Source organism: Anabaena sp. CCY 9613 (assembly GCF_963920895.1).
Taxonomy (GTDB): Bacteria; Cyanobacteriota; Cyanobacteriia; order Cyanobacteriales; family Nostocaceae; genus Cyanocohniella.
The window spans coordinates 38,397-60,263 of sequence record NZ_CAWUDE010000001.1; the positions used below are offsets into that span (position 1 = coordinate 38,397).

The following is a 21,867-nucleotide window of genomic DNA, read 5'->3' on the forward strand; positions in this document are numbered from 1 at the left end:
CTGTGCCCTGAAAACATAAATTCTATCTCACGATAGACAGGAAAAATCAACTCATAGTGGTAGTCTATTGAGTATGTTTTCCATAAATTTAGTCATTTAAAGGTGCCAAAAAATATGAGTATCGAAAAAAGAGTAGAAGCTACTGCTAAAAATATTGAAGGCAAGGTGCAAGAGGTAGTTGGTGAAGTAACTGGTAACCCAGCAGATAAAGCAGAAGGACAATCAAAGCAAGCTGAATCCCAAGTTATCCATACTACAGAAAATATCAAAGATGAAATTAAAAAAGTGATAGATTAATTAGCTTCTTGCTTAATCTATGACCGGATTGGTTGTTAATTTTAAATACTCCACTCTCTCATAAAAAGTGGAGTATTTTTTATTTCTCCTAAATTAGCAAATTTCCTCATTAATTTTGTCTTTATAACTACCTAATAACTCCTACGGCCAGTTAGTAATCCCCATAAGAAAATGGCAATTATTGCACCAATAATAGCAACAATTAGACCGGGAATACTCAACGCTGCCGTAGTTAATTGTAATCTTCCTGTTTGTAAAAGAGTAAATATACTACCCCCAATTAAAGCACCGATAATACCTAAAGCCATAGTTGCAATGATGCCACCACCTTGATGTCCAGGGTAAATAGCCTTAGCGATCGCTCCAGCAATCAGACCAAGAATGATCCACGCAATAATGTTCATGATTTAATTTATCAGAAGTCTTATCAGTAATTTATTTATTAGTATCTAGTTTTCCTTCTACCGGAAGATATAGCTATTAAGTATTAACAAAAATCTATCCCTATAGCTATAGCCATCCAAATTGAATTATGAGAATATACAGATGCTAAACTTAATTATTCAAGTGTTGTGGTCATTTTATTTTACGCAAATGATTAAAAATTACTATGTCTTCTCTAAAATACAACCAGACGGAAGCTCTTAGTATTTGCAAATTGATGATTACATCAAAATAGACAAGGTTTAACTAGTACAACGCGTCGGAAACAGGGATACCATACGAAATCAGCTTTTTGTCTTCCAAGGCAGCGTTACTAGGGGTATGTTTAAGAAATGGCAAAGATGGGGAATACTAAAACAGTAGCCCTATTTTACAACTCAAACCGTTGGTAAAGTTACTGCTGAAAAAGATGGGGTTTATACTTTGAAAATATATATACATGAGTTGGGTGAAGTTACCCAAAATTTACATATTCGTGTGTTGCATTTTTTTACTCATGTGTATTTGTACTGTGTTGATGCCAAGATTTTATTGTCAATGTACCACCTTAATTATCAAACAATGACTTCATTAATTGAATTTTGATGCAACTGATACTAATTTTAATTGAGCTTAAAAGTTATGTTTATGTTTTTTCGCATCTTCAGAGGAAATCGGAAAATGTGTTCGTAGTTACTATCTAGATTTTTTTAGTCGCAGACACTAGCTAAAATTTTTCTAAATGAAATCTTTGATACTTTATTATTTTTAAATAAGGATTTATTATGTACCACTAGAGATTAATAACTAATATTCCATTTTGCTAGTTTTTTGCAAAAAAGACCTCTTGGGATATAATACTAGCTAGCAAAATAATTACATTCTCTTAACACAATCCAGGCATAAATATTATGAACCAACAAGTGAAAGTCATTAAACTCAGTGGAATTGTCAATACTACAAACTCACAAGATTTACGGCAACATATTACTCATCTTTTAGATAGTGGTGCCAAAATTGTGTTAGTTGATTGTCAAGATGTGACATTTATGGATAGTTCAGCCTTGGGAGCTTTAGTTTTAGCTTTTAAAACTTTAAGGGCGGCAGATACTAGACTAGTTCTTTGCTCTATTAATGAACAAATTAGAATATTATTTGAATTAACCGGTATGGATAAAGTATTTGAGATATTTCCTAATCAAGATGAGTTTAATCAAGTTGTAGTTTCTCACACTTAATTAATCAAAGTTAATTTGCAGGATTGATAAATCATCATCAAAAGCCTCTTTGGAGTTCAAAGCGATGAGATAATTCAATACTTGATCGAGTTGTCGATCTATAGTATGTTGTAAGCTTACAAGTATTTGAATAAAAGCATCTAAACTCCAAAGTGTGCCATCCAATTTAGTAATTTCGTAAGCACCATCACTAAAAATATAAAGGCTACTATATTTTTGAATATGGCAACACTCATCCACATATTTGGATTCGGGAAACATCCCGACTGGCATACCAGGAGTTCTCAATAATTGTATTTTAGTATTTTTAGCAGTTGTGCCAGATACTAATATTGCTGGTGGATGTCCAGCACTGGCATAAACTAATTGTCTTGTAACTCGGTTATAAACACCATACCAAATAGTAAAGTATTTATCATTTTGGTAATTCATCTGGAAGGTTTCGTTTAAAGCTTCGAGGACATGACTAGGTTGATAGTAATTTAGTCCTTTTAAGGCCCGAGAACGTAAGAGATTCAGCACGGAAATCGAGGGGAGAGCAGCTTTGAGTCCGTGTCCAGCAGTATCTAGTAGGTATATTGCCAGGTAGTCGGAATCTAGCCAGTAGTAATCGAAACAGTCGCCACCGAGTTGGCGAGAGGGAATGAATCGGGAATTGATGCTGAAAGGTTCACTAACTGGCTCAGGTAGCAGCGATCGCACATATTCTGCTGCTTCGGTTAATTCGGTTTCTAACAGCAGTTTTTGGGTTTGCAAGTCTCGACTTAATTGATGTAAGCGCAATCCTGCTCTGACTCTAGCTTGCAGTTCATTTTTTTCAATGGGTTTGGCGATAAAATCATCAGCACCCGCATCTAGTCCTTGGACACGATCAGCGATGGAATCCAAAGATGTTAAAAAAATAAAGAATGTTGTAGATAAATTGGGATCGGTTTTAATCCGTTTACAGACTTCTAAGCCATTCAATCCTGGCATAATCCAATCACAAATAATCAGTGCTGGATTGTAAGCGATCGCTTGAGCAATGCCTTCATCTCCATTACAAGCAGCAATTATTTGATAACCCTCTTTTTCTAGCATTCTTGTCAGGAGTGTTAGTATAGAAATATCATCATCAATTACTAGTATTTGAAACATATAATTTTATCAAACAGTCTAATTAAAATTTTTTATTTAAAAGTTATTAAACACTAAAAATAAAACATTATGGTGGAGAAAGCGGGTTGATCCATAAAAGAATTACACGTTTTAACTCATTTAAATCGCGGTAAACTTCTTGTCTAAACCATTGACCTAAAGCATCCAAGGGCGTAAATGATGCTCCTGATTGCCATTTGATATCTTGACCCAAGGGTGTGGTGTGAGTTCCCGGTAAGGTTTGTGTAGTCACCATCTCCGGAAAACGGGCTTGTAAAATTTTAGTTAAAGCTGTTGATTGGTCGATAGTATCGTTAGTAAATTTGATCAGTAAGTTGCGACGGATTTGATAACGTTCTTGCACCAATTGGTTAGTTTCCAATGGTGAGGGGGTGAACTCTATCATCAAAGTAGAGTTAAATTGTTCTACTAAGGGGATAGCTTCTTTAGCAGCATAGTTATTAAAGGAGATTAAAATATTGCCGGCACGTTCTACAGGCAAAAGGCTACCTATAAGTAAGTGCAGCTTACAACCCATACTATGCCCCAGTCCGTAGGTAGGGAGGTAAAGTTTGCGTAATGTCCCACTATCTTGTAGACGTTCTATGGTGCGCTCAAAGTTAAGTAGTACAGTTTTAGCGATCGCAATATGGTCTAAAGTATTGACAAATGGCGTAGCAATAATTACATATCCCTTACTGGCTAGTTGTTCTAATAACCAACGGTAAGTCAAATGGGGCGCAGTCGCAACAAAGGCACCTCCCAAGAAATGGATTATCCCAATGGGATTGCGGGGAATGAGTACCCAGTTACCTCGAATTTCTTTCCAGTCCATACCAACAGGCGATCGTTAAATTCACACCTCTTTATGTTAGACCTTGGATTGCAACGCTGGGGTGCTTGGCGATGGAAAAAGCTACAATTACAGCTAGTCTATTCTTGACTCTCATGCGACATTCATCAAAAAATGTAGGCTAACGCTGGGCTTGCAACCTTGACATTTCCAGTTGTACATCTAATGCAATCTGCAATGCTTCATTGAGTAACCTACCATGTTCAGTGGCCCGTTCTGTGACTTGCATCGCTGTTAAAGTTGCTAAATTGTTAACAAATAGCTCTGTATTGCTAAGGATAAAATTCTTATTTTCTCGCAAAATTCTTTCTGTCTTTAAAGCCCGAATTAAATCGCTCTTGGTGAGTTTGAGTGCGGCAATGACTTTTTCCCTTTCTTTGATGGTTACTTCTGGATTACCAGCTTCTTCTATTTGGTCGTTGATATGTATTGCCTTGATAACTGCATTATACCTATCAACATCATTTAACAGTATTTCTAAAGAGTTGGTCATATTATCATGAAGAATTTTCAATCTTCTCCACCATAAATAATACAAAGTAATCTGTGTTATGCCTCCACCCCAAAAACATAACATGATTAACACAATCCACGAAGGAATAGTTACCCAAGTAGCAAACAACTTAATAAAAATATCAAAAACTAAATAGCTAAAAACAAATATAGAACAGCTAATAAAAACTACAGTCGCTCCTTCGGAACCTTTAAGTTTATTTACAATTTTTTTAATCAGATTTTTTAAAGGATTGCTAATAATAATGAGTTCGTCTTTCACAGGTAAATTAGTCAACTTTTGTAATTCTCTTTGACTAATCTCTAAGCCATGTAAATCATTACGCACAGCTTTCCCATCCTCACCTAAATAGTTATTTAGTACAATATAGCAATCAAATTTCTTGATTGCTCGTCAATTCACCATATTATCCAAAACTTTTTTTATTGAGATTAATTGCTACAATGCAGAGATAAATTTTGTGTACAATAAGTTACTCTTTCACCGAGATAACTAGTACTACTACGCGCTTGTTTATGATTTTTGGATCTGACTTTTTTACAGATATATCGTATGCCACTAGTTACCAGACTTTAATAGTTTAAAGCGTAGGCTTACCAAACATAGCTAACGAAAGAAAAAAGTCCATCATAAAAATTGATACCCAAGTCGTAACCACTGCCTTTGTCGCTGATTCTCCAACTTCTTTTGCTCCTCCTTTAGTAGTTAAACCCCAACTACAGCCAATGACAGCAACTATAATTCCAAAAATAAACCCTTTGAGTAAAATCATAAATAAATCTGATGGCTCTAAAAAAGTCCTCACTGACTCCAAAAAAGCCCCTGGATCAATATTGTAAAACTCTGCTGCGGCAAAAACTCCACCACTGATGCCTGTAATTAAAGCAAAAATCATCATAATTGGCATCATCAAAACGCAAGCAATGACTCTAGGAAGTACTAAATAATCAATGGGATTTGTTTTCAGCATATAAAGTGCATCAATTTGTTCTGTCACCCGCATCGCCCCTATTTCTGCGGCAAAAGCAGAACCTACTTGTCCAGCAATAATACTAGCTGTTAAAAGAGGAGCTAATTCTCGACAAAAAGCTAATGCAAAAGCACCGCCTACTGCACCAACAGCACCAAATCTGACTAATTCTCTAGCAGTTTGAATGGTAAAAATCATACCTGCAAACCCACTGACAAGAAGAACTGGCGAGATAGAACCAGGCCCGGTGGTCACCATATGTTGCAAAATCTTGCGGTAGTAAGTTTTTCCTTGGAGCAAATGTAGCAATACTTGACCAAAGAGTAGCACTGCGGCAAAACAGCGTACAATCCACAATTGATCTAAATTTTCTTTTGTTTGCAATTTTACCGCCTCTAAGACTAAATTATTCAGTACCTGAGTCATTCTACTCTCTAGACTGGGAAGCATTTGCTACTACCCCTGGCAGGGCAGTACCGTAGGTATAAACTTAGCCTCGTCATCAGCTTACCGGAAACTGCGTTTTGTCTCAAGTTATTTCTTTACTATGGAAGCAAGAATTTTCTATAGTTATTAACATATTCACTTTGGGCTTTTTGGTTAATATTTTTATTTATTTATCATTGATTTTTTATTTGTTACATACTGGAAATTGCAAACTTAAAAAAGCAACTTTTTTTGATTAATGAAAAGCGAATTAATATCAGGACTTACGTAACCAAACACGTATTTTCGTCATTGTATAGCTGCGCTTACCGCGGAGCGTCTCGCAGAGAGGACTAAAGTCCTCACTACAAACTTAAAATAATATGCCAGTTGCGTAAGTCTTATTATAGAAATTCCCCGCTAAGAGTGCAAAAAAAGAAACATAAAATTATTTAAATATCTTGCAATCCAATAAATAACTTTTTTAGTAATTTAAATATTTGGAGAAAATTTTTCATCCTGTTTATTCAAAGATAAAAAAATATTAATTTTTTAGTATTTTATTAATATTTAAAGTAAATATTTTCGTTTAAAAACCATTTTTTATAATTCAGTCAACTACCTAAGGGAAGATAAAAAAAATACAAGTTTGACCTTAAGCTAGTTGTGTAATTGAGCCAAATCTGAGAGGATTAGTCGTAAGATTTGGAAAAATCCCTTTTTTTTAATATTATTTAAGCGTTCTTACTGTGTAAGTTTGCTGATGTAAGCTATTTTCGTTCATTTCAGCAAGATAGCTATCAAATGTCCTTACTCTTACTTATTGCCCATGATTAAGGAACAATGATTGTCTTCTCATAATTTTTGATTTTTAAGAGTTAACATTTCCCGTTTATACTTTCGGAATTTGGAGCATAGATATTAACCGCATACTAATGTATCTACCCTTGGCGAGCCAAAATTTTTTACAGTGTTTTACAGTTTTTTGTGGAGGATATTTTCATGATTAGTTTCTTACGTTGGTCATCAGCAAGCACAACTTTGCTAGCTTTAGGAGTAACCTTAGCCGCAGTAAATCCCATCATCATTTCTGGGACAGCCTCAGCTCAAACTCCCACTCCTACGACTCCCGCACCCGCTTCAACTATTAACTTATCGGATATTGGCTCAGATTATTGGGCACGTCCATTTATTCAAGCACTAGCTGAAAGAAACGTTGTTTCTGGCTTCCCTGATGGGACTTTCAGACCAAATCAACCTGTAAGTCGGGCTGAATTTGCCGCCATGATTCAAAGGGCTTTCGACAGACAATCAGTGCGACAACTCAGCCCAGGTGGGTTTACAGATGTTCCTGCGGGTTTTTGGGCAGCTTCAGCAATTCAAGAAGCCTACGAAACTGGATTTATGTCAGGTTATCCGGGGAATGTGTTTTTACCAAATCAGCAAATTCCCAAGGTTGAGGCGATCGTTGCTTTAACAAATGGTTTGGGTTTGCAAGCTGGGGAAAATCCCTCAGGTGTTCTTAACACTTACTTTACAGATGCCTCAGCCATACCTAATTATGCTGTAAATAGTGTCGCGGCTGCTACACAAGCCAATATTGTCGTCAACTATCCGAATGTCAATCGACTTAATCCATTACAACCTTTGACTCGCGCCGAAGCAACGGCAATTTTGTATCAAGCTTTAGTCAGACAGGGACAAATGCAGGCTCTAGCGACCAATATTCCAGCCGCTAATTATATAGTTAGGGGTGGTGGTGATACTCAAACTGCTCAAGATATTGTTTCTCTAGCAGCAGCGAGTGAGTCTTTTACCAGCTTAACTGCTTTATTGCAGGCAGCAGGTTTAACGACTATTCTCCAACAACCAGGCCCTTATACAGTTTTTGCTCCCACCGATGAAGCATTTGCCGCTTTGCCTGCTGGTACTTTAGAAGAGTTGCAGCAACCAGAGAACCGAGAATTACTGATTAAGATTTTGCGATATCATGTGGTTCCTGGTGAATTAACTGCTAATCAACTCTCAGCTGGAGAATTGAAAACCTTTGAAGAAGTACCTGTAAATATTCAAATTGACAGCGCTACAAATCAAATTGCCGTCAACGAAGCCAATGTGATTCAGCCGAATGTCCAAGCCAGCAATGGTGTAATTCATGTAATTAACGAAGTCTTGATTCCACCTAATCTGGGAGTTACTCAACAACCCCCAGCAGCACAACCCACGCCTGGGGTAGAGCCAGGGACAGCTACCCGTGGTGGTTCTAGTTATGTTGGGGTTGCTGGTAACATTGGTATTGCTGGCGATAGGACACTCAGTGAAAGTAATTTTGCCGTCATCAGCAAAGTTGGACTGACAAATACTATCTCGGTGCGGCCATCGGTAATATTTGGTGACGATACAATGTTTTTGGTTCCCGTAACTTTAGATTTTTCCCCCCGTGCTACCGATGCCTTGGGTGGACAACAATTTGCTATATCGCCTTACGTGGGTGCAGGTGTAGCTATTGAGACTGGAGACGGTTCTGATGTTGGTTTATTGCTAACAGGTGGTGTAGATGTGCCTTTAGGCGATCGCTTTACAGTCACAGGTGGAGTAAATGCAGCTTTTCTAGATAGCACGGATGTCGGTCTGTTGTTGGGTATTGGTTACAACTTTTAATTAACGCCGACACATAAACTTAGCTTGCTTAGGCAAAGATAAAACCCCTTTTCGCTAGCCAGCGAGGAGGGGAATCTTATTTATTGATGAGTAAAAATAGAGAATAGCCAGTAATAGCAAAAATCCAGGCGATCGCGGCAGGAAAAATCACTACATCCCGCACAATAAATAAAATCCAATCTTTTCGTAGTTCTTGTTTAAACTTGAGTTCTCGCAACTTGCGTTCTAGTTCCGCATCTGCTTGTGATTGTACGTTTATTGTTGATATAACTGACTTTTTATCTGCATCCATTTTTTTTCACTCTGCACAAGTTAAATTTTAAATTTTCTGCTATTCGTTATTTTGATATTAAGGTGAGTCGGGTACTTAGGGTGAGATGATATAAATATATCAATTTTGCCCTATAAGTTAGTGTTATATGATAAAATTTAAACTCTATATTTATTTTTCCCAAAGGACAAATAAAATGAGTATTGAAGAAATCATCATAGACAAGGTAAGGATATTACCTCCTGATAGGCAACAAGAGGCGCTGGATTTTGTAGAATTTTTACTAGCGAAAATCCACAAAGAAGGGTTAGCAAATCAACCCCAAAATTCAGGTATTTCGGCTTTGATTATGGCTCAAGAATACATTGGTTGTGTGGAAGCAGCAAATGATTTGTCTACCAATAAAAATTATTTGGATGGTTACGGTTCATGATGAGGGGTTGTGTATTGCTAGATACGGGGCCATTGGTTGCTGCAATTAATCGCCGTGATAATTTTCATACATGGGTAACAGCACAATGGGCTAATATTGAACCACCTTTATTAACTTGTGAAGCTGTTATTTCAGAAGCTTGTTTTATATTGCGAAATGTTTATGGTGGTCAAGAAGCTATAATCAATTTGGTCAAGATTGGAGTGATTGACATACCTTTTAAATTTCATGAAGAAGCTGCAATTATTGGGGAACTTATCAAAACGTATCATTCTGTACCGATGTCTTTGGCTGATGCTTGTTTGGTGCGTATGTCTGAACTGTATTTAAATAGTTTTTTGTTAACTTTTGATAGTGATTTTCTAGTTTATCGGCGAAATAAAAATCAAGTTATTCCCGTAATTATGCCTTAGTGTAAAAATTTTTATTCCGTTTCGTTAAAAACTTATACCTAGTAAACCTCCTTCCTCACTTTCATCAGTAAGTTTAAGTCTGACAAAAGAATCAAAATCAAAATCTAGAGGGAACTCTGAGCGAGGAACCATATCGGAATTTAATGTACAGATATATTGAAAACCAAGTCTCCTTGACTCTCTATCAGCTAGTTGTAAAGCCAGGGCTACCTGTCTCTCATCTACACCATCAAAAATCGTACTGTCATGAATTAGTATCCGGGGTGAAGTATCATGCTCTGACCACAGTTGTGCCAACATTAGGTCATAACAGAATATCTTCATTTTATCTATCCCTTCACTACCATCACGTCTAATTTCTACTCGGAAACTAAAGCCATTATCATCAACATTAATAACAAGTGTTCCTGGAACATCGTAAAGAAATCGAGAGTTAGTGCTGAATAAATTAATAGCAAGTTCAGCTTGCTCATTACGTTCTTCACGATCACGACGTGCGCGTTGAAGTAACCGTTCTTTTTCAATTTTTAAGGTACTTTTTTCCTCCTCAAATTGTTTTAATTCCGCTATGCGTTTATTAATTTCATTGAGGTTGGCTACATTATCAAGATAAATTTCTTGTAGCATTGTGTACTCTTCTAAAGCTCCATGTGTCTTTAGCACTTCCAATAGTTCAGCACGCTCATTAGTTTTTTCCCTAATAAAACTTTCTTTAAAAGCTATTTCCCTTCTAAGACGCTGAATTTCACTGCCTAAAAATTCTCTACGATTTTCTATTAGTCGGCTATGAAATGTTTCTACTCATCATATTCCTTGCGATAACGATTAGCAGATTCCCTCAATTGCTCAATTTCTCTGCTGTACCTAGCCTGGCGACGTGGGTCATCTTCATATCGCAAGGAATCTTCATACTTTTTTAGCAAATCTTGGTCTTGTCTGATGTTGTCTTCTAAGTGTTGAAGTCTTAGGTCGAAGTTTGAAGGCATCACTGTCTAAGAGTTATTACGTTGGCTTAAGTATGAAAATTACTGTAGCACTTTAGACCTAAAAATAGTAAAATCCTGAATTATCATAGTCAAATTAAAGAATATCCTCAGTATTTAAAACGTAAAAAATCCCTACCCTTTTTGAAAATGGGCAGGGAGATAATATCTCAATTACATAGAATATTAATGCACTAACGCGATCGCCCGCTTTGTTAATGCCTCAGCAGTCAATCCATTAAACGCCATCAACTCACCTGCACTCGCTGTAGTTTCCCCACGCTTCCAGGCGAAAGTATCACGTTTACAATTACTGCGTAACATAATTGGTTCTAACATCGCGGCTGCACCACCAGTTACACCAATTAAGGCATTACCAGCAAATAATTCAGCAAATTTGGCATCATCCATAAACCCAGCATCGGGTTCTGAACAAGTTTCCCAAGCGGTATCATCAGGACGATATAAACGGCGAGGATTAATAATAGAAACTATCTTCACGCCAATACCTTCTGTTTCTAAGAATGCAGCTGCTTCAAATACTGGCATTAATGTCATATCGCCAATAACTGCAAACACAACTTGTTGATCACCAGGAACTTCATGCAACAATACTGCACCATCACGTAAACCTTGATGAGTTTGGGCAAAAGTTGTGCGAATTGGTAACGGTGATTTACTGGCTGTAATCACAACTCCCTTATTCTTAGTTTTTAATGCCCAGTCATAACAAGCTTGGATACTGTTAGCATCGGGGGGAAATAATGGGAAAACATTGCCATTTCGCATCAACGAAGCAAAGTAAGCTTCTATTTCTGGACGTTGGTGTGTCCAACCGTTACGCCCTTGTTCTAATGCGCCGGCAGTAAATAATGTAATAGTTGAAGGTGTAGGACGGCGTAATTCTGCCATTGCTTGGGTGACTGTTTGCCAAATTGGTAAACCGTTGATGGCAAAAGATTCGTAAGAACACCACAAGCTTCTAGAACCCATTAACGCTAAACCAGCCGCTAAACCTGCACAAGCATCTTCACTCAAAGGTTCGTAAACTTGTCCGTCTGGTGCTTGGTTATATAAATCATCAATTGTGGGGTGAATAACTTTGAGTGCTTGGTTGATGTTGCCAATTCCTGAGGCTTCGTTACCGTCGGCGTTGGTGACTAAGAATTTACTATCTTTGTTACCGACAATTCCCACTAATTTACCCATTGCGGTTGTGGAAACTTTGGGATCACCACCAACTGCATATTCTTCTAATGGCAATTCGCCTAAGTCTGGTAATGGTAATTCAAATTCTGTGACTACTGTTTTGGCGGCTGGGCCTCCGCCTGCACGTTCGGCGTTGGTGCGGACTAATTGCCAAGCTTCCACAGGTAAAGCACGGGTTTGTAATGCACTGATCATATGAGGTGCATCTAATGTATCTTTGGGATACAGGTTATGAGATTTGGAACCCCGCGCGTGGACTCCGGCACCTTTGAGTTGTTTAATGATGAAGACAGTTAACTGACCGTTTAGGGCTGAATGGGCTGCTTTATCCATACCCAAGAGTACAGCTTTGGTAAAGGCTAGGCGTTGCTCAAAGGAAAAAGCGGTACTATCAACGTAATCTCCTGGTTGGTTCTGGTCATCAAAGTCTTTGGCATCAACTAATACCACCTCTGCAAAACCGTTACCTTGCCAGTATGCTTTCATCTGGGCGTTAGTTTTCAGAGATACCATACTATGGTGTTCTTGGCTATAACCGTTCCACACCAACACAGGTAAGAAATTGGTGACACTGGGATAAGCAGTGTTGAAATGTGCCATTGCACTCATGATGTAGGGTTCACCTAATCCACCATCGCCTACAGTAAAGGGAAATAATTTGTCTTGATGCAGCAGTGCGGCAGACATGGCAAAGTGTTGTCCTTGTCCGAGGGGGCCAGCTGGTGCCAGAATACCGGGAATATAACCAGAGAGGTGTCCTAAAAGACCATGTTTTTCGCGGAAGCGATCGCGCAATTGTTGGACGGTAAAAATTCCCATGTCTTCTAAAGAACGATCCAAAAACATGGCACTATAGAATCCAGGGGCATGGTGTCCCACTTCGGTAATAATATTTTTGTGACCCAGCATGACCAGCGCTGCATAGGCTTCTGTTTGACTGGCAAAACCACCAGGGTGTCCAGAGGCTTTACTACCAGTGACTTGGAGGGTGAGGTAGCGGAGGGCATCGGCAGCAAGCAAAGTTTGATAGACCGCTGCGGGATCTGTGGGATCGGCGATCGCTCCTTTGCCCAACTCTATGGCAGGTGTTGCACCATAAGTGTCAAAACTGGGTAACGCCTCACCAAAATATTGAATCCCTTCACAAAAATGAGGAAGCGCTGAAGATGCCTTTGATGTCATTGCGGTCATGCTGAATACCTTATAAAAAGAGGGCAAACTGTAGATGCTTGATGAATTTAACAAAAATTTTACATCTTTGCGGTGGTTAGAGTTGATTGCTTTTTCACAACTTGAGGATAAGTACTTTCAATCGGTGCCTAGCAAAAACTGAAAATTATCAGTTACTTTGAGTATAAATAATCTTGACATAATATTTTTGTTTCGATATAATTTGTCTCTCATTTTTATGCTATACTGAATACATATTACCAACTGTGTAAGCGAATCAAGCGTAGCAGTAGGTTTTTTCTTACATTGATGAGGTTGAGTAGAAATTGAAAATTAAAGCGTTGGATATCAAGGCCGGTGATCGCATCGTTGCCTACTGCAAGAACAAAATGCAAATCTGCAAAGTCAAGCAGATTGTAGATCCTGGCCAGACCAATATCACTCTTTCAGTATTCACAACTGAATATTACCGTGGTTGCTCAGTTTCATGCGTAGTCCGCTTTCACTTAGATGCTTTAGTTGAATTAGTCAGCTAAAGAGAAAACTAAATTGTTTAAATTAAGACGAGCGATCGCTTGATTATCAAAGGCAGTTATGATCGCCGCATTTTTATGGTGAATTAAAAAGTATTGCTAAAATTTTTTCTCCGCCTCCTCTGCGCCTACAGCCCTTACGGGCATTGCTGCGCGCGGGCGGTGAGATTCTTGACTCTAAACGGAAGTTTTTCAGTATAAATGTACTGATGTCGCCTCACATCACCTTCGTTTTTAGTCAGCATTTAAATTGTGTGAAAAATTTGTAATCCAAATGATAGTTCCTGTGATGTTGTGGGTATTCTCTTTACTAGAGGCTTACATTATCTAAGTATTTTCCACAGGAAGCAACAAAACATGGCTGGTTCAGGGGAAGATTATGTCATTGCCCATCAGAAGAAAAACGAGCGACGAAAGCAGCGTTTAGCAATAATATCAATTATTTCATTTGCTGGTTCTACTGTGTTTGCAGCAGTTCCAATGATACAACGAGCTATGCAAAGCCCCCAAGCAGAACCTGTATCTGTTGAGCCTTCATTGCAACAACAAGCCCAGGGTTATGAGTTGGTATTACAAAAAGAACCAGAAAATCAAGTTGCATTGGAGAAATTATCTTTGCTTAGAGTGCAATTGAAAGATTTTAAAGGTGCGATGGAACCATTGGATAAATTGATTAGTTTGCACCCTGATCGGCAAGATTACAAGGTGATGTTAGACACTATTAAAAAACGACAAACAGAGAGCGATCGCCCTTAGAACTGCTTAGTATTTTCAATAAAAACTCAATCAACATAATTTATTATGAATAGTATTAAAGCTCAGTTAAGTTATTTGATTACAGTCTCTCGTGAACATTTTTTGCCGGCCCAATTTCTCATTATTAACCTACGAAATAAAACAACTTCAGAAATAGTAGTTGTAGGTAATCTCAATTCAACAGAAGTTAAATTACTTACTGCATTAGGGGCAACATATATTGATGAAAATGATATAGATTTGTCTCGGAGACTACCGAAAGTAACATGGCAGCAAAAATATAAACCTTTTGGATGGTATAAATCTATGTTTATACGTCATTGTATTGATAGATTTATGACATCCAATCAAGTAGTTATTCTCGATGCAGAAGTTTTTCCTTTTGCAAATTGGGATGAAAAGAAATTTTATGATCCTCAGACAGGAAACCCAAGGAGTTTTTATTGGATTCCCGCAATAAGAAAGTCTGATTGGGATTATAAAATGTATCGTGGAGCTGCTTATTTATTGAGTTTCTTACCTGAATGTAAGGGCATAATGGAGTATGCCAATTCCAGTCACTATAAAAGACATATTTCAGGAGTTGTTTTGTTTTCCACTAAAAATGTGAATGAATTATGGAGAAGACTAGAGACAAATACAGATTTAGATAGAAATATTAATCAACTGTTTAATCACGAGCAAGATTTAGCCTTTTCTGATCATGATATTTATGGTTTAGCTGTAGAGTATGGTTTATTTGAGCAAACAGTTCCTACTGTAATGCACAATAATCTATTGGGTTGGTATGATAATCATGACGATCCAAATTTTCATATTTTTCAAAAAGATGCTATGTGGAGTATGTGTCAACAATACTATCAGTATCCTGACGCTAATAGTTACTATGCTTTTATGCAAAATATGCAAAGCAAACTTAATAAAGTACTTCCACAGCAAGAATACTGGAATAAAATAGATATAGAATTAATTAACAAAGAACTAGATAAAGAAAAGGGAATAAAATATTTTGCCAAGTATGAAAAGCAACTAGATTCTACTTTTAGAAGGCGCTTTTCAAGTATGTATAATGCTTTAGAATTATTGTATTCTCTCAAAACAAACAATATCAATATTGTTGAAATTGGAACTTTAAGAGATAACAACAAAGGTGGCGGACATTCCACATATAAATTTGGTGAATATTGCTCTAAATTTGGCGGTACAGTTCACACTGTAGATATATTACCAGAGGCCATTGAATACTCAATGAAAGCAACTGGAGAATATCAACCTTGGATTAAATATTATATACAAGACTCGGAAATATTTCTCAATACTTTTTCAGAAAAAATAGACTTACTGTATTTAGATGGTTATGATTCAACACCTGGAAATGAAAATAAAGCATCTTTAAAACAACTAAACGAAATTAAAGCTGCATTACCAAAACTTAAAGAAAAATGTATAGTTTTACTTGATGACGCTGATTTACCTGAAGGAGGTAAAGCAAAATTTTCATCTCAATTTTTGATTGATAATGGATTTGAATTAATTATAGATAACTATCAACAATTATATGCTCGTGGTTTTAAAAAATATAATGATCAAGTTTCAAAAATTGATCCAGATACTTTGGCTACTTTAGAGAAGCTAATAGATAATTTACCTGAAGTTTATCAATCTATTTATTTGAATGGAGAATTAATCAGAGAAGGAGTTAGAGGAAACGATTTTGAAAGATTAGAAGTAATCAAAAGTTATATCAAACCCAATCAAACTATTTTGGATATTGGTTCCAATGTAGGTTTTTTTAGTATTAATATTGCTAAAATATTTCCTGATAATGTATTTGTAAGTATAGAGAAACAATACCATTATGCACGTTTACAACAAGAATTAATTAAACTCGAAGGTGTAAATAACATAATTCTAATTCATTCTGAAGTAACAACCGAATGGCTACTTAAAGCGATTGAAGCTTGTACTTATTTTGACGTTACTCTTTTGTTATCAGTTTTACACCATATTCAAGATGCGGAAGATTTCTTAAAAAATCTCAATCATATTTCCAAATCTTTTATTATGGAACTTCCTCACCCGGATGAATCAAGAGTTTGTGGTAAGGATGTTTTAAAACAACAATTAACTTTAGAAAAAATTAGTCAAGTTAAACCTGTGTTTAACAAAATGCCTTATGAAGCAAAAACACATTGTGATGCTCATTTAAAACGTTCATTTTATTATGCTGATTCTCCCAATTACCAAAGAGAATCTATCTTTCCCTATATCGGTTATCCTTTACAACCTCGTAGTTATCTCCTTAAAGCGGATATACAAGGATTAGTGATTCACAAATCACATCTTAATCAAGATATTCAAACAATTCCGGGTGTACTGCTTTCTGATGTTGCTCAACTTGGACAAATTTTGATGCCAAGTTATGAAACTTGTATTCAGAAAATTGAAACCGAATTTGACAGACTGCAATATATAGATAATGTTGCTGATATCCGTCCTTGGAATATTCTATTTACAGCAGATGGTTTAAAGTTTATTGATTATCAATATACTAAGGACTTAGATAGTGTATTAAAGTTTAATAAAAGCAGAGACTTAGATTTAATAAAGAATTATCTTAACTTGATTTTTAGTGTCAGAGTGAAACCAACAATAATCATTGATGGAATATTTTTTCAATTATATGCTACAGGAATAGCTAGAGTTTGGAAAAGCTTATTACAACAATGGGCAAATACTGATTTTGCTAGTCATATCTTAGTCTTAGATAGAGCTAATACTGCACCTCAAATTAATGGGATTCATTATCTCACTATTCCCCCTTACGACTATAACAATACTGATGCTGATAGGGAAATGCTACAGCAAGTGTGTGATCAAGAAGGCGCAGATTTATTTATCTCTTCTTACTACACTACCCCTATAACCACACCTTCTGTATTCATGGCGTATGACATGATACCAGAAGTTATGGGATGGGATATGAATAATCCCATGTGGAGAGAAAAGCATCAAGCTATCCAAGCAGCATCTAGTTACATAGCAATATCAGAAAATACGGCGCATGACCTTACTAGATGTTTCCCAGATATACCAAGAGATACTGTTACTGTAGCCCATTGTGGTGTTCATGCTCAGTTTTCACCTGCCAATCCTGAAGAAATTAATGATTTCAAAACTAGGTATGGTATTACCAAACCTTACTTCTTATTAGTTGGTGCTGGTGGTGGTTATAAAAATAGTATGTTATTCTTCCAGGCTTTTGCTCAACTTGCCAGCAGTTCTGGATTTGACATTATCTTGACCGGAATTGGTGGTGTATTATCACCTGAATTTAGAGCTTATACATCAGGTAGTACAGTTCATACACTGCAACTTAGCGATGAAGAGTTAGCAATAGCATATTCTGGTGCTGTAGCGTTGGTTTATCCTTCTAAATATGAAGGTTTTGGGATGCCGATAATTGAAGCAATGGCTTGTGGTTGTCCTGTCATTACTTGTGCCAATGCCTCAATTCCCGAAGTTGCAGGAGAAGCAGCAATATATGTAAATGATGACGATGTAGATGAACTAGCAAACGCCCTCTGTGAAGTGCAAAAACCTAGCTTTCGTCAAGCATTGATTATTGCTGGTTTAGTGCAAGTACAAAATTTTTCCTGGTCAAAGATGGCGGAAACTGTCAGTTCAGTCTTAGTGGAAGCTACACTTCTGAGTTTAAATCTTAAAGAAACTAATTTGATTATTTTCCCTGATTGGTCACAACCAGAAGATGCACTCGGTTCAGAGTTGGAGCAAGTTCTTAAGGTAGTAGCAACTCATCCTGATAGTGAAAAGACTACTTTACTAATTAATACCAACAATATTGCTGTAGAAGATGCCGAACTATTTTTATCTAGTGTAGCAATGAATATTTTGATGCAAGAAGATTTAGATATTACCGAAGGATTAGCAATCTCTCTTGTGCCAGATTTAGCAGATATTCAATGGGAAGCTTTGCTACCTCGCATCAACGGCAGAATTATTTTAGAGCATGAAGACCAAAATGGAATAATTCGAGCGAAAGCAGAAAATATTACAACTTATGAATTAGAAAGTTTAATTCCAGTTAGAGACGAACAGTTTTTTTTTGCTTAAGCAATAAGCTTTACTCTCAAGGCAAATGGAAAGAAGCGATCGCTCATTTTCAAGAACTGCTAAAATTGCAACCATGTGATGCAGAAATTTATGGGCGATTAAGTGAATGCTATAGGCATTTAAACTTGCTGGATGAATATTTTCAAACTCTCCAGCAAGGGATTCAAGTTCACCCTACAGATGGTAGTTTACATTTCTCGTTAATTATTAATTTGCGGCGTAGTGGGCGTATTCAAGAAGCAATCACTTATGCCGAAAACGCCTGTAAATCTTTACTTAATGATTACACTTTTCAAATTCTTAAGTATTTAACAGTTCCATCAATCTACGACAACCCAGAAGAAATCAACTTCTATCGCCAACGCTATACTCAAGGACTGCAAGAATTAATTCAACAGACATCTCTAAAAACCCCTGAAGAGAAAAATAATGCTTTAGCAGGTATAGGTAGGCTGACTAACTTTTACTTGTCATTTCAAGCACAAAATGATATTGAATTACAGCGTCAGTATGGCCAGTTAGTGCATGAAATTATGGCGGCTAACTTTCCCCAATGGGTAGTTCCTTTATCTATGCCTAAATTTCAGCCAAATCAAAAAATTCGGATTGGCTACGCTTCCAATTACCTAGATTCTTATAGTGGAACCTTATGGTTAACTGGCTGGCTGCGTTACTGTAACCATGAAAAATTTGAAATATATTGTTACTACACAGGAGACAATTCAGATCCAGTAACTCAGCAATTTCAAGAATATAGTGATGTATTTCACCACATTCCCCATAACTTATCCGCTGTTTGTCAACAAATAATTGCCGATAAGCTACATATTCTAGTTTTTCCAGAAATTGGTATGAACCCACAAACTATGCAAATGGCAGGTTTGCGACTAGCACCTGTGCAATGTACAGCTTGGGGACATCCGGTAACAACAGGCTTACCCACTATTGATTATTTCTTATCTAGCGAGTTAATGGAAGCGGAAAATGCTCAATCACATTACTCAGAAAAATTAATTCTTTTACCTAATATTGGTGTTTCTTACCCTAAACCTTATATTCCGCCAATAGTTAAAAGTCGTGCAGATTATCAGTTATCAGATGATGCAGTTATTTATTTATGCTGCCAAGCACCTTTTAAATATTTACCACAATACGATTTTATTTTTGCAGAAATTGCTTGCCGTGTGCCACAAGCTAAATTTGTCTTCCTGCGTGGTGGGTTGCTGCAACAACGTCTAAAACGTGCTTTTGCTGCTGTTGATTTAGACTTTAAAAATTACTGTGTATTTCTTAGCATTCCAGAACGGCTAGATTATTTAATGATTAACTTACTTTCAGATGTTTATCTGGATACTTTTACCTGGTCTGGTGGTAATACTAGCCTAGAAGCCATAGCCTGTAATCTTCCCATTGTTACTTGTCCAGGGGAATTTATGCGCGGTCGCCACACTGATAGTTTTTTAAAAATGATCGGTGTCACAGATACTATTGCTAGTAATGAACAAGAATATATTGAAATTGCGGTTAATTTGGGATTAAATCGAGAGTGGAGAAATGATATCTTTGAAAAAATGAGGAAAAATAAGGATCGTCTATTTGATGATCAAGTTTGTGTGAAAGGTCTAGAGGAGTTTTATAAACAGGTTGTTATAAAAAAAAATGTAAAAATTGGTTAATAATTCACTCTTTCAGCCAATACAATAGCAGTTATTGTTTAGGATACCAGTTATCATCTAATAATTGTTCTAAAGAATAGGGACAACAGGGAGTAAATAGATTTTTAGATAATCCTGTTTTTGTACTGACAATTTTAACAGCAACATTGTAAATAGACTCTAATCCTTGAACTAGCTTATTTTTTAATGTTGTGGTTAAGCTATTGTTTAAATCATCTCGAAAAGCAATTATTTCACCTTGCCAATGCCGATAATTGCGTTCATATTCTTCCTGCCAATATTCTAACAATAGAAGATGAATAATAATTTGTTTTAAAAGACTTCTAACTTTGTTTAAATCATTTCTTCCCAAACTTTCTAACTCCTCAATCAAATTATCTATGTCCAAATTTTCTAAGTTTTTGGTTTTTAGAAGTTTAATAGTTTCTTCCAGCCAAAGATAATCGTCAATTTCATGCAGTTGTTGTAGGTAATTTTGTGTTATGTTTAACATAATATACATTCCTCTTTGTTAGTAGTTGTCATTTATAATGATGTATTTGTCATCACATAATACTAATAATCGCCCTTAATTTAAAGATTAACATAATTCATGGCGTAAGTCCTATTATTATATTTTCTGGTTGGCTTTCCCTACTACGAGCTTTTAAGCAGTTATTGTTTACGATAATTTTCTCTACTGCTGCGTGAATTCTTCTATATCAGACATAAAATTTAAAGTTATGACAACCTCAAGACCAACAATTAATGATGTTATTGTCCCAAAAAGACTACCCTTTTTGGAATCAATCTGTTGGCAAACAGCAGATGTATATCGGTTTACTCTAGAAGAAATGCTAAGTCGTTACGAGCGTGGTTGGACATATCGTACACTGTTTAACAACCTTGAAGGTGAGGAACTTGCTTTCCTCAAAAAGCTTGCTATAAGGTATAAATCCTGGTTGCAAGTTGATTTATGACATTCAGAATAGAACACCATAATAAAATTCTCACGATTCTTGAATGTTTAGACTCTGAAGTACTTCTTGAGGGTTCTGCTTACTTCGGTGGTGGGACTCTTCTTGCTCTTGATTTTGAAGAATACAGATGGAGTAACGACATTGATTTTATTGCTTCTGTTGGTACAGAAGGCTACAAATACCTCCGTAAAGTAGTATTTGATGGTGGGTATGAAGCATTATTTAGTGATTTGAGTAAAATCAAAATTGGACGTGGTACTACTAACCAATATGGAATCAGGATGATAGTTTTTGTAGATGATGTGCCTATCAAAACAGAAATTATTGCGGAAACTCGTTTCCAACCTGACCCGCCAAGATATCCCAAGTGGTCGCCTGTTCCTTGCTTAAGTCTCTATGACTGTTTTACTTCTAAACTACTGTCAAATTCCGACCGCTTCATGGATGACAGCGTTGAAGCGAGAGATTTAATTGATCTAGCAGTTCTCAGATTACAATCTCCAATCCCTCCAATATCAATTAATAAAGCCGAGAAAGCCTATGAGGTCATGCGTCCTTTGTTCATAGCAATACAACGCTTTCAGTCAAGACCAAATTACAGAGAAAAATTCTTTGTGGGACTACAAGTTGATAAAGCTCAGATCCCCAAAATTATTGACGGTATTGATTTATTAGCAGAAGATTTAGGTTTATCCCACACTCTAAGGCTTTTTCAAGAACAGCACGATATATTTGAGGATTTAGAATCTTAAATGTCCTGAGATTAGATCGGCATAGTTCCAAATCAGCCTATACATCACCCATTGCAGAA

20 protein-coding genes are annotated in these 21,867 nt (G+C 36.6%); 10 read left to right on the forward strand and 10 right to left on the reverse strand.

What is annotated here, in order from left to right; all coding sequences use genetic code 11:
• The first annotated feature begins 114 nt into the window (after positions 1–114).
• Complete coding sequence (locus ACM0OT_RS00120; RefSeq protein ID WP_414543358.1) at positions 115–297, forward strand: CsbD family protein; 183 nt, start codon at positions 115–117, stop codon at positions 295–297.
• A gap of 131 nt (positions 298–428) precedes the next feature.
• Here the strand turns inward: ACM0OT_RS00120 and ACM0OT_RS00125 are convergent, their stop codons facing one another.
• Positions 429–701, reverse strand: a complete 273-nt coding sequence (locus tag ACM0OT_RS00125; RefSeq protein WP_414561682.1) for a GlsB/YeaQ/YmgE family stress response membrane protein — start codon at positions 699–701, stop codon at positions 429–431.
• Between the two features lie 930 nt (positions 702–1,631).
• On the opposite strand from ACM0OT_RS00125, the gene ACM0OT_RS00130 reads away from it, so the two are divergent.
• The gene (locus tag ACM0OT_RS00130) at positions 1,632–1,958 is read left to right on the forward strand and encodes an STAS domain-containing protein (protein ID WP_414561684.1); all 327 of its coding nucleotides are present in this window, start codon (positions 1,632–1,634) and stop codon (positions 1,956–1,958) included.
• Here the strand turns inward: ACM0OT_RS00130 and ACM0OT_RS00135 are convergent, their stop codons facing one another.
• The 4 genes from ACM0OT_RS00135 to ACM0OT_RS00150 all read right to left on the reverse strand — a co-directional run bounded on the left by ACM0OT_RS00135 (position 1,959) and on the right by ACM0OT_RS00150 (position 5,858).
• Positions 1,959–3,095, reverse strand: coding sequence for a PP2C family protein-serine/threonine phosphatase (locus tag ACM0OT_RS00135; RefSeq protein WP_414561686.1), 1,137 nt, complete (start codon positions 3,093–3,095; stop codon positions 1,959–1,961).
• 67 nt (positions 3,096–3,162) lie between these two features.
• A complete protein-coding gene (locus tag ACM0OT_RS00140) occupies positions 3,163–3,930 on the reverse strand; it encodes a DUF1350 family protein (RefSeq protein WP_414543362.1) in 768 nt (255 codons plus the stop codon).
• A 139-nt stretch (positions 3,931–4,069) separates the two neighbouring features.
• Complete coding sequence (locus ACM0OT_RS00145) at positions 4,070–4,789, reverse strand: hypothetical protein (protein ID WP_414561688.1); 720 nt, start codon at positions 4,787–4,789, stop codon at positions 4,070–4,072.
• Between the two features lie 253 nt (positions 4,790–5,042).
• Positions 5,043–5,858: an MlaE family ABC transporter permease gene (locus tag ACM0OT_RS00150; RefSeq protein WP_414561690.1), complete on the reverse strand. Its 816-nt coding sequence runs from the start codon at positions 5,856–5,858 to the stop codon at positions 5,043–5,045.
• A 1,002-nt stretch (positions 5,859–6,860) separates the two neighbouring features.
• Between ACM0OT_RS00150 and ACM0OT_RS00155 the strand changes: the two genes are divergently transcribed.
• Positions 6,861–8,519 (forward strand): fasciclin domain-containing protein, encoded by a 1,659-nt coding sequence (locus ACM0OT_RS00155; RefSeq protein ID WP_414561692.1) that lies wholly within the window; start codon positions 6,861–6,863, stop codon positions 8,517–8,519.
• 76 nt (positions 8,520–8,595) lie between these two features.
• Here the strand turns inward: ACM0OT_RS00155 and ACM0OT_RS00160 are convergent, their stop codons facing one another.
• Positions 8,596–8,811 (reverse strand): hypothetical protein, encoded by a 216-nt coding sequence (locus tag ACM0OT_RS00160; protein WP_414561694.1) that lies wholly within the window; start codon positions 8,809–8,811, stop codon positions 8,596–8,598.
• Positions 8,812–8,986: 175 nt separating this feature from the next.
• On the opposite strand from ACM0OT_RS00160, the gene ACM0OT_RS00165 reads away from it, so the two are divergent.
• Positions 8,987–9,223 carry a DUF2281 domain-containing protein gene (locus tag ACM0OT_RS00165; RefSeq protein ID WP_414561695.1) on the forward strand — a complete coding sequence of 79 codons (237 nt, stop codon included), beginning with the start codon at positions 8,987–8,989 and terminating at the stop codon, positions 9,221–9,223.
• On the forward strand, positions 9,220–9,636 hold the full coding sequence (locus tag ACM0OT_RS00170; RefSeq protein WP_414561697.1) for a type II toxin-antitoxin system VapC family toxin: 417 nt from the start codon (positions 9,220–9,222) through the stop codon (positions 9,634–9,636). The genes ACM0OT_RS00165 and ACM0OT_RS00170 overlap by 4 nt, the downstream gene beginning before the upstream one ends.
• A 24-nt stretch (positions 9,637–9,660) precedes the next feature.
• Here the strand turns inward: ACM0OT_RS00170 and ACM0OT_RS00175 are convergent, their stop codons facing one another.
• From ACM0OT_RS00175 to ACM0OT_RS00185, 3 genes are all read right to left on the reverse strand, one after another.
• The gene (locus ACM0OT_RS00175; RefSeq protein ID WP_414561699.1) at positions 9,661–10,299 is read right to left on the reverse strand and encodes a DUF2326 domain-containing protein; all 639 of its coding nucleotides are present in this window, start codon (positions 10,297–10,299) and stop codon (positions 9,661–9,663) included.
• A gap of 134 nt (positions 10,300–10,433) precedes the next feature.
• Positions 10,434–10,622, reverse strand: coding sequence for a hypothetical protein (locus ACM0OT_RS00180; protein WP_414561701.1), 189 nt, complete (start codon positions 10,620–10,622; stop codon positions 10,434–10,436).
• 183 nt (positions 10,623–10,805) lie between these two features.
• Complete coding sequence (locus tag ACM0OT_RS00185) at positions 10,806–13,019, reverse strand: phosphoketolase (RefSeq protein WP_414561703.1); 2,214 nt, start codon at positions 13,017–13,019, stop codon at positions 10,806–10,808.
• A gap of 869 nt (positions 13,020–13,888) precedes the next feature.
• Here ACM0OT_RS00185 and ACM0OT_RS00190 point away from each other — a divergent pair.
• The 3 genes from ACM0OT_RS00190 (at position 13,889) to ACM0OT_RS00200 (ending at position 20,097) form a co-directional block, all read left to right on the forward strand.
• Complete coding sequence (locus ACM0OT_RS00190; RefSeq protein WP_414561704.1) at positions 13,889–14,287, forward strand: tetratricopeptide repeat protein; 399 nt, start codon at positions 13,889–13,891, stop codon at positions 14,285–14,287.
• Between the two features lie 45 nt (positions 14,288–14,332).
• Positions 14,333–18,421 carry a glycosyltransferase gene (locus tag ACM0OT_RS00195; RefSeq protein ID WP_414561706.1) on the forward strand — a complete coding sequence of 1,363 codons (4,089 nt, stop codon included), beginning with the start codon at positions 14,333–14,335 and terminating at the stop codon, positions 18,419–18,421.
• A 521-nt stretch (positions 18,422–18,942) separates the two neighbouring features.
• Positions 18,943–20,097 (forward strand): hypothetical protein, encoded by a 1,155-nt coding sequence (locus ACM0OT_RS00200; protein ID WP_414562223.1) that lies wholly within the window; start codon positions 18,943–18,945, stop codon positions 20,095–20,097.
• 31 nt (positions 20,098–20,128) lie between these two features.
• Here ACM0OT_RS00200 and ACM0OT_RS00205 read toward each other — a convergent pair whose 3' ends face one another.
• A complete protein-coding gene (locus ACM0OT_RS00205; RefSeq protein WP_414561708.1) occupies positions 20,129–20,590 on the reverse strand; it encodes a DUF29 domain-containing protein in 462 nt (153 codons plus the stop codon).
• A gap of 229 nt (positions 20,591–20,819) precedes the next feature.
• On the opposite strand from ACM0OT_RS00205, the gene ACM0OT_RS00210 reads away from it, so the two are divergent.
• Together ACM0OT_RS00210 and ACM0OT_RS00215 are read left to right on the forward strand one after the other, a co-directional pair.
• Positions 20,820–21,056, forward strand: a complete 237-nt coding sequence (locus ACM0OT_RS00210; RefSeq protein WP_414543376.1) for a hypothetical protein — start codon at positions 20,820–20,822, stop codon at positions 21,054–21,056.
• Positions 21,053–21,808 carry a nucleotidyl transferase AbiEii/AbiGii toxin family protein gene (locus ACM0OT_RS00215; RefSeq protein WP_414561711.1) on the forward strand — a complete coding sequence of 252 codons (756 nt, stop codon included), beginning with the start codon at positions 21,053–21,055 and terminating at the stop codon, positions 21,806–21,808. The genes ACM0OT_RS00210 and ACM0OT_RS00215 overlap by 4 nt, the downstream gene beginning before the upstream one ends.
• Positions 21,809–21,867 lie beyond the last annotated feature (59 nt).

Coding starts and splice junctions, on each gene's coding strand:
- ACM0OT_RS00120 (WP_414543358.1), top strand. CDS start 115: ATGAGTATCGAAAAAAGAGTAGAAGCTACTGCTAAAAATATTGAAGGC.
- ACM0OT_RS00125 (WP_414561682.1), bottom strand. CDS start 701: ATGAACATTATTGCGTGGATCATTCTTGGTCTGATTGCTGGAGCGATC.
- ACM0OT_RS00130 (WP_414561684.1), top strand. CDS start 1,632: ATGAACCAACAAGTGAAAGTCATTAAACTCAGTGGAATTGTCAATACT.
- ACM0OT_RS00135 (WP_414561686.1), bottom strand. CDS start 3,095: ATGTTTCAAATACTAGTAATTGATGATGATATTTCTATACTAACACTC.
- ACM0OT_RS00140 (WP_414543362.1), bottom strand. CDS start 3,930: ATGGACTGGAAAGAAATTCGAGGTAACTGGGTACTCATTCCCCGCAAT.
- ACM0OT_RS00150 (WP_414561690.1), bottom strand. CDS start 5,858: ATGACTCAGGTACTGAATAATTTAGTCTTAGAGGCGGTAAAATTGCAA.
- ACM0OT_RS00155 (WP_414561692.1), top strand. CDS start 6,861: ATGATTAGTTTCTTACGTTGGTCATCAGCAAGCACAACTTTGCTAGCT.
- ACM0OT_RS00160 (WP_414561694.1), bottom strand. CDS start 8,811: ATGGATGCAGATAAAAAGTCAGTTATATCAACAATAAACGTACAATCA.
- ACM0OT_RS00165 (WP_414561695.1), top strand. CDS start 8,987: ATGAGTATTGAAGAAATCATCATAGACAAGGTAAGGATATTACCTCCT.
- ACM0OT_RS00170 (WP_414561697.1), top strand. CDS start 9,220: ATGATGAGGGGTTGTGTATTGCTAGATACGGGGCCATTGGTTGCTGCA.
- ACM0OT_RS00180 (WP_414561701.1), bottom strand. CDS start 10,622: ATGCCTTCAAACTTCGACCTAAGACTTCAACACTTAGAAGACAACATC.
- ACM0OT_RS00185 (WP_414561703.1), bottom strand. CDS start 13,019: ATGACCGCAATGACATCAAAGGCATCTTCAGCGCTTCCTCATTTTTGT.
- ACM0OT_RS00190 (WP_414561704.1), top strand. CDS start 13,889: ATGGCTGGTTCAGGGGAAGATTATGTCATTGCCCATCAGAAGAAAAAC.
- ACM0OT_RS00195 (WP_414561706.1), top strand. CDS start 14,333: ATGAATAGTATTAAAGCTCAGTTAAGTTATTTGATTACAGTCTCTCGT.
- ACM0OT_RS00205 (WP_414561708.1), bottom strand. CDS start 20,590: ATGTTAAACATAACACAAAATTACCTACAACAACTGCATGAAATTGAC.
- ACM0OT_RS00210 (WP_414543376.1), top strand. CDS start 20,820: ATGACAACCTCAAGACCAACAATTAATGATGTTATTGTCCCAAAAAGA.
- ACM0OT_RS00215 (WP_414561711.1), top strand. CDS start 21,053: ATGACATTCAGAATAGAACACCATAATAAAATTCTCACGATTCTTGAA.